The 6,484-nt window shown below is 61.4% G+C and carries 6 protein-coding genes; 3 read left to right on the top strand and 3 right to left on the bottom strand.

All coding sequences use genetic code 11. The features are described from left to right. The 3 genes from Q0288_RS02015 to Q0288_RS02005 form a co-directional block, all read left to right on the top strand. On the top strand, positions 1–438 hold a 438-nt coding region (locus Q0288_RS02015), incomplete at its 5' end, for a Uma2 family endonuclease (protein WP_299426385.1). Positions 439–690: 252 nt separating this feature from the next. Beyond that, positions 691–2,901: an ATP-dependent Clp protease ATP-binding subunit gene (locus tag Q0288_RS02010; protein ID WP_299426382.1), complete on the top strand. Its 2,211-nt coding sequence runs from the start codon at positions 691–693 to the stop codon at positions 2,899–2,901. Between the two features lie 295 nt (positions 2,902–3,196). After that, positions 3,197–3,982 carry a hypothetical protein gene (locus Q0288_RS02005; protein WP_299426379.1) on the top strand — a complete coding sequence of 262 codons (786 nt, stop codon included), beginning with the start codon at positions 3,197–3,199 and terminating at the stop codon, positions 3,980–3,982. Between the two features lie 13 nt (positions 3,983–3,995). Here the strand turns inward: Q0288_RS02005 and Q0288_RS02000 are convergent, their stop codons facing one another. From Q0288_RS02000 to Q0288_RS01990, 3 genes are read right to left on the bottom strand one after another with little or no spacing between them, the layout of a single operon-like run. Further along, positions 3,996–4,478 (bottom strand): dihydrofolate reductase, encoded by a 483-nt coding sequence (locus Q0288_RS02000; protein ID WP_299426376.1) that lies wholly within the window; start codon positions 4,476–4,478, stop codon positions 3,996–3,998. After that, positions 4,478–5,272, bottom strand: a complete 795-nt coding sequence (locus Q0288_RS01995; RefSeq protein WP_299426373.1) for a thymidylate synthase — start codon at positions 5,270–5,272, stop codon at positions 4,478–4,480. Before Q0288_RS01995 ends, Q0288_RS02000 begins: the two co-directional genes overlap by 1 nt. Before the next feature lie 10 nt (positions 5,273–5,282). Then, complete coding sequence (locus Q0288_RS01990) at positions 5,283–6,173, bottom strand: FAD-dependent oxidoreductase (protein WP_299426370.1); 891 nt, start codon at positions 6,171–6,173, stop codon at positions 5,283–5,285. Positions 6,174–6,484: the final 311 nt, after the last annotated feature.

The raw sequence follows: 6,484 nt of genomic DNA, 5'->3' as shown, positions 1-6,484 counted from the left end.
TTGGTAGCCACTGCCGATACCCTGGTTCTGGCCAACCATGCCCCCTACTACCCCGCTGTGATGGTGTACTGCGAGACCGAGGACGACCCCAGAATCGTCAAAAAACCCTGCCTGATGGTGGAGGTTTTATCCGACCGCACCGCAGAAACCGACCGGGGCGAAAAATGGTTGAATTACCAGGCCCTGCCGAGCTTGCAGAGGGACGTGCTGCTCGACCCAGACACCGTGCGGGCGGAGGTTTTCAGACGGGTTGAAGGCGGCTGGCATTACGAGAAAATCGAGAGTGGAATGCTGAGATTATCCTGTGTAGACCTGGAGATTGCGCTCGAGAACCTCTATTCCCGCTATAGGGTAGAAGGGCGCCGTGCGGATCGCTCCCATCGAAAAACGCGACTTCGGCAGGTTTTTGAGAGGGTTGCGGGCATTAACCTGGTTTAGCCATCCGTCACTTTCCTCAGCGATGCCAGCTTTCTGATACCCAGTTAATGGGGATTTATCTGTCCAGGACAAATGTCGCTAACCGGGTCTGGTGGGGTTGGGCTAAGCTGTTTTTTAGGATTAAGGCAAACCCACGGCAATGCTTCGTAACGTGTCGCGCAAACACCTGGAAAGAGCGAGGCATACTGTACTATTGAGGTAGGAAGAAAGCGGCGCTATGAATACATGCCCTAAATACCAGGAGGTTCGCACTTGAACAGGTACGACGACCGCGCCAGGTTGGTATTTCACTATGCCAGGGAAGAAGGGAGCCGCCTGGGTCATAGCATGATCGGGCCGGAGCACCTGCTTCTGGGCCTGATGCGCGAAGGCGGTACCGCGGCGCGCATCCTGATGGAGTACGGGGCAAGCCTGGAAGCCATGCGCCGGATGGTCGAAGAGCTGGTCGGGCGGGGCGAGGGCAGCCGCACCGGCGAACCGCCCGCTATCACGCCCCGGGCCCGGCGGGTGATGGAACTGGCCGGCGCCGAGGCCCGCAACATGTCCAGCCAGGTCATTGGAACCGAACATATTCTCCTGGGCATCATCCGCGAGGGCGACGGCATCGCCTACCGCATCATGACCCATTACGCCAAAGATGTGGACACCATCCGCTGGCGGGTGCTGTCGCAAGCCGGTGAGCAGACCAAAGAAAAGGCTGTGGCCACCCCTTTCCTCGACGAGTACGGGCGTGACCTGACCCGCGAGGCCCGCGAGGGCAAGCTCGACCCGGTGATTGGCCGGGCCGAGGAAATCAACCGGGTGATTCAGATTCTGGCCCGCCGCACCAAGAACAACCCGGTACTGGTGGGCGACCCCGGCGTGGGCAAGACCGCCATCGTGGAAGGACTGGCCCAGGCCATTACCGAGGGGCGGGTGCCACCGGTGCTGCGTGGAGCGCGGATCGTCTCGGTAGACCTGGCCGGTGTGGTGGCCGGAACCAAGTACCGTGGTGAGTTTGAAGAGCGCCTGCGCCAGATTATCGAAGAACTGAAGAATGCCAAGGTAGTGGCCTTTATTGACGAGTTGCACACGCTGATTGGGGCAGGCGGCGCGGAAGGCACCCTCGACGCTGCCAACATCCTCAAACCCCCCCTGAGCCGGGGTGAGGTTCAGGTAATCGGGGCCACCACCACCGGAGAATACCACCGCTATATCGAAAAGGACGCCGCTTTAGAACGCCGCTTCCAGCCGGTTATCGTGCTGGAGCCCAGCCCCGAGGAAACCCTGGAAATTTTGAAGGGTCTGCGCCCACGCTACGAAGCCCACCACGGGGTGGTCATTCCCGACGAGATTCTGGGCCTCTCGGTCAAGATCGGGATTCGGAGCCTGCCGGGGCGCAATTTCCCCGACAAGGCCATTGACCTGATTGACGAGGCCGCCAGCCGGGTGCGTCTCAACGACTCGCTGGGCATGCCGGTGGCGATGGACGAGGACGGCACGCCCCTGGTAGCCCGTGAGGACATCGAGTGCGTGGTGGACTCCTGGGGCGGCGTTTACGTAGATGACAAGGACGACAGCAAGCTGTTTGGGCTGGAAGAAGAACTCAACAAGCGGGTGATCGGCCAGCAGGAAGCGGTCGAGGCCCTGGCCGCCGCGCTGCGCCGCAGCCGGGTGGGTTTGGGCGGGCGCACCCGCGTCTCGGCCAGCTTCCTGTTCGCTGGCTCGTCGGGGGTAGGCAAGACCCACCTGGCCAAAGCCCTGGCCGAAGTGCTGTTTGGCTCGGAGCGTGCGCTGATTCGCTTCGATATGAGCGAGTTTCAGGAGCCGCACTCGATTTCCAAGCTGATCGGGGCTCCTCCCGGCTATGTGGGCTACGAGCAGGGGGGCCGCCTGACCGAAGCGGTGCGCCGCCAGCCCTTTAGTGTGGTGTTGCTGGACGAGATCGAGAAGGCCCACCCCGACATCTACAACACCTTCCTGCAGGTGCTGGACGAAGGCCGCCTCACCGATGGCCTGGGTCGTACGGTGGATTTCCGCCGGGTGATCCTGATCATGACCTCCAATACCGGCTTCAATGTAGGGCCGGCCATCGGCTTCACCAGCCGCGAGGTGGACACCGAGAGCCCCCTCAAGGCAATTTTCACCCCCGAGTTCCTCGACCGCCTCGACGAGGTGATCCGCTTCCGCAACCTCAGCGAACCCGAGCTGGTGCAGGTTACGCAGATCATGCTCGAGGACATCGCCAAAGAACTCGAGTCCCGCGAAAAAACCGTGCGGTTTGATCCTACCGTGGCAGCCTGGCTGGTCGAACAGGCCCCCAAACAGGGCAGCACCCGGATCCTGCGCAATTTGATCCGCGAAAAAGTCGAAGACCCCCTCTCGCTCGAGCTCCTTTCCCGCCCTGGTCGCACCCTCTACATCACCCTCAAGGACGGCGGCATTGCCTTCGAAGAAGAAGAGCTGAGCCTGGGCCTGGCCTAACCCGTGTGGGCCACCGACCTCCCCGCCCAGGGGGAGGTTTTTTGCAGTTGTGCGTGACCATCTTCTGACAATGCTCCGCCAACCTGAAGTTGGGAGGCTGGATGCGGGAACCTATCTACCCCAAGCGAACCTCGAGTAGGGCGGAGCTTTTACCAGCGCGGAGCGAAAATGCTCCGCTTTTTTTTGTTGGGCCCAACGCCATGTCGAGTTCGCCAAAACCGTTGCAGGTGCAGTACCCGGATACATTTCGAGCTTGATGCAGCGGCCATCCTGTGCCCCGACCCTGGAGGATGTCATGTTCCAGCAAACTAAGGCAGTGGACACCAAAGACCTGAGCGCACCCGAACTGCTGGTTCTGCTAAACCCTGCCGTAGAGGCACCAGAAGCTCTGAAGGTGGGGGTCAAAGAACTGATGGCCGTGGGGCTGGTGCACCTGGGTAAGACCTCCCGGCGCGGCTGGCTGGGGTTCAAGGTTAGCAGTACCAATCTGCATCTAAGCCCCGGCGAGCGTCCCAAAAACCTGGTTCTGTATGGTTTGCTGGGCGACCTTCGCAGCGCCCTCCGACATGGTCCGGAGGTGGGTCAGGTACTCCAACAACTACGAAGAGAGTATGGTTCAAACTACGAGCAGTTCAAGCAAAAAATCATTCTGCCAGGTCTGCTGCGGCTGGGGTTGCTCGAGTCTCGGCCACAAGGGGGGATGGGGTGGTTCAAAACCACTCGTTATCGGCACACCGCGGCTGGACTCGCGCAGAAGGAGCAGCTCGAAGATCAGATGGCCCAGGCCCGCCAGATCGCTCGCCTGCTCCGAGACGACCCCCCTCAGGTGGTCGCGCTGATGGCCCACCTGGGGTCTGCGGCCATTCTGGTGCCCGAGCTGTGGCCTTACTTCGGCGAAATCAATGCCCTGATCGCACGGCAGGACGATGGGGGAGGCTCGTTTATCCCAATCTTTGGCGCAGGCAGCCACGACCCTGACCCCAGCAAGGCCAGTTACGACAGCCTGGATCAAGCCTTTGCCGGTCTGGATAGCAGCTTTGATGCCTCAGGTGGCGATTCAGACGGGAGCGGCGGGGAATAGTCGGCAACCAGGGTTATGCGCGCTTCAGGTCAACATAACTAAACGCAAAAGCGTGCCGCTCGTCGGCGGGGTGAAACTCCCGACCGGTCTCGAGCCAGTCCGCACGGTTCCAGGCCGGGAAAAAGGCATCCGCATCGGGCACCACCGTATCCACCAGCGTCAGATACATATCTGTCGCGAGGGGCAGGAAAAGGGTGTATATTTCGCCCCCGCCCATCACCATCAACTCGGGGCCCCGCTGGAGCGCATCCTCCAGCGAATGCACAACCTCGATCCCCTCTGCCCTGAAGCGGGAGTCTCGGGTCAAAACCACATTCCGGCGTTTGGGCAGCGGGCGGCCAATGCTCTGGTAGGTCTTGCGCCCCATCAGCACGGTCTTGCCCAGCGTAAGGGCCTTGAACCGCTTGAGGTCATCGGGCAGATGCCAGGGCAGCGCACCCCCCCGGCCAATGGCCCGGTTCTGATCCATCGCCACCACCAGAACGATTTTTTGCATCAGACCGCTACCGGCGCGGCAATGCGCGGATGGGGGTTGTAGCCCTCGAGTCCGATGTCTTCGTACTTGAACCCAAACAAATCGGTCACCGTGGGGTTGAGCCTGACGGTGGGCAGCGGGCGCAGCTCACGTTCTAGTTGCAGCCGGGCCTGTTCAAAGTGGTTGGTGTAGAGATGGGCATCGCCCAGGGTGTGAATAAAATCCCCCGGTTTCAGACCCGTCACCTGGGCCACCATCAGCGTGAGGAGCGAGTAGGAAGCAATGTTGAAGGGAACCCCCAGAAAAACGTCGGCGCTGCGCTGGTAGAGCTGGCAGGAAAGCCGCCCCTGGGCCACATAAAACTGAAACAGGATATGGCAGGGGGCCAGGGCCATTTTGGGCAGGTCGGCCACGTTCCAGGCGCTCACCACCAGACGGCGGGAGTCGGGGTTGCGCCCGATCTCGTTCACCACCGAGGAGATCTGGTCTATGGTCTGGCCGTCGGCCCCGGCCCAGCTCCGCCACTGCTTGCCATAAACCGGCCCCAGCTCGCCATCGGCGCGGGCCCACTCGTCCCAGATCGAGACCCCGTTCTCCTTGAGGTAGCGCGTACTGGTATCGCCCCGCAAAAACCACAGCAGCTCGTGGACAATGCTCTTCCAGTGGAGTTTTTTGGTGGTGACCAGCGGGAACCCTTCGGCCAGATTGAAGCGCATCTGGTAGCCAAAAACCGAGCGGGTGCCGGTTCCGGTGCGGTCGGGTTTGTCCTGGCCGTGCTCCAACACGAAGCGCATCAGATCGTGGTATTGCTGCATCGCCGTCAGTTTACCAGGAACCCTCTGATAGTCGCCTTAACAAGCGCTCTGCGTAGAGCGGTGCGTAGAAGTAGGCCGCCGAGCCAAAGCCGGTGAGGGCGTAGCCGCCGGGAATCGGCTTGAGGTAGTGTTTGTCCAGCCGGTAGCGCACCCCGGCCCAAGACGAGCCAAACTCAGGCCGGTAGCCCAGCAGTTTTTGCGCCTCCGAAAGCAGCCACTCGACCTCGTGGGGTTGCGTTTGATGCAGCGCATAGGTGTTCTGATGGGGCAGATAACTTCCACCCAGGCTATGCCCGGCCACGTACACGCCATACGACCGGGCCTGCTTGAAGTGCTCCCTGGTCACCAGCACCGAGCCAGGGGTGAAGCGCCCGCCCAGCCCGATCAGATGGGCCCCGCTGGCTCCTCCGGCATAGACCAGCACCCGGCAGTCCAGCCTGCGGCCCCCCCGCAGCCAGACCGTACTCCCCTCGAGCCGCTCTACCACGGCATAGAGAATCTGCAAGCCCTCGGCCAGACGGTGCAGCAGCGGGGTGGTCTCGAGCCAGCCCGCGTTCTCGAGGTAAAGGCCCTCGTCCAGCCACACATGGGGAATCTGGCGGCCCTCGAGTTTCGCCTTCCACGCTCCCCGATCCGCCTCGGGAACCGGGCGAAGGATACCCTGGCGCACAGGGACAAACCGGGGATAGAAATCCCAGAGGGCTTCCAAAGCCTCCTCGGCCTCTGGGGCCACGCTTCCACGCTTGCCCCGCACCGGATTGAGCAGCGCATCCGGCACCCGGCTGGCCTCGCCCAGCTCGCGGGCCACCACCAGAACCTCGAGCCCGGCCTCGTGCAGCACCCTGGCCGCCCCCAGCCCGGCAATCCCGGCCCCAACCACAACTACCTCAGCCGCCCTCACACCCCGATCTTGACGTATCTAGCATCGAGTTGTCATCTGAGATCCGGCTTGCAGTGGAACTTGATACGCGCTACCATGCGAGACTAGAACGAGGTTTCGAAACTTACAGCTCGTAATCAAGCAGCCACCTGGTCTCACAAACCTCGTTTAGAAGGGGGGTGTCGGTGCCGAATACCGTTGTGGCGTTTCGATACCAGTAGTGCAGTTTAAACAATACCCGGGCCTCAGCAAAGTTGTTTTCTACTTCCAGGCTAAAGGAGTCTCGACGTGTCGAAGATGATTTTTGTTAGTCAACCCGCCGAGGATTTTAC

This window comes from uncultured Meiothermus sp. (genome assembly GCF_937863175.1).
Classification (GTDB): domain Bacteria; phylum Deinococcota; class Deinococci; order Deinococcales; family Thermaceae; genus Meiothermus.
This window is presented reverse-complemented; position numbering and strand designations above follow the sequence as displayed.

Coding starts and splice junctions, on each gene's coding strand:
- Q0288_RS01995 (WP_299426373.1), bottom strand. CDS start 5,272: ATGCAGCAATACCACGATCTGATGCGCTTCGTGTTGGAGCACGGCCAG.
- Q0288_RS02005 (WP_299426379.1), top strand. CDS start 3,197: ATGTTCCAGCAAACTAAGGCAGTGGACACCAAAGACCTGAGCGCACCC.
- Q0288_RS02000 (WP_299426376.1), bottom strand. CDS start 4,478: ATGCAAAAAATCGTTCTGGTGGTGGCGATGGATCAGAACCGGGCCATT.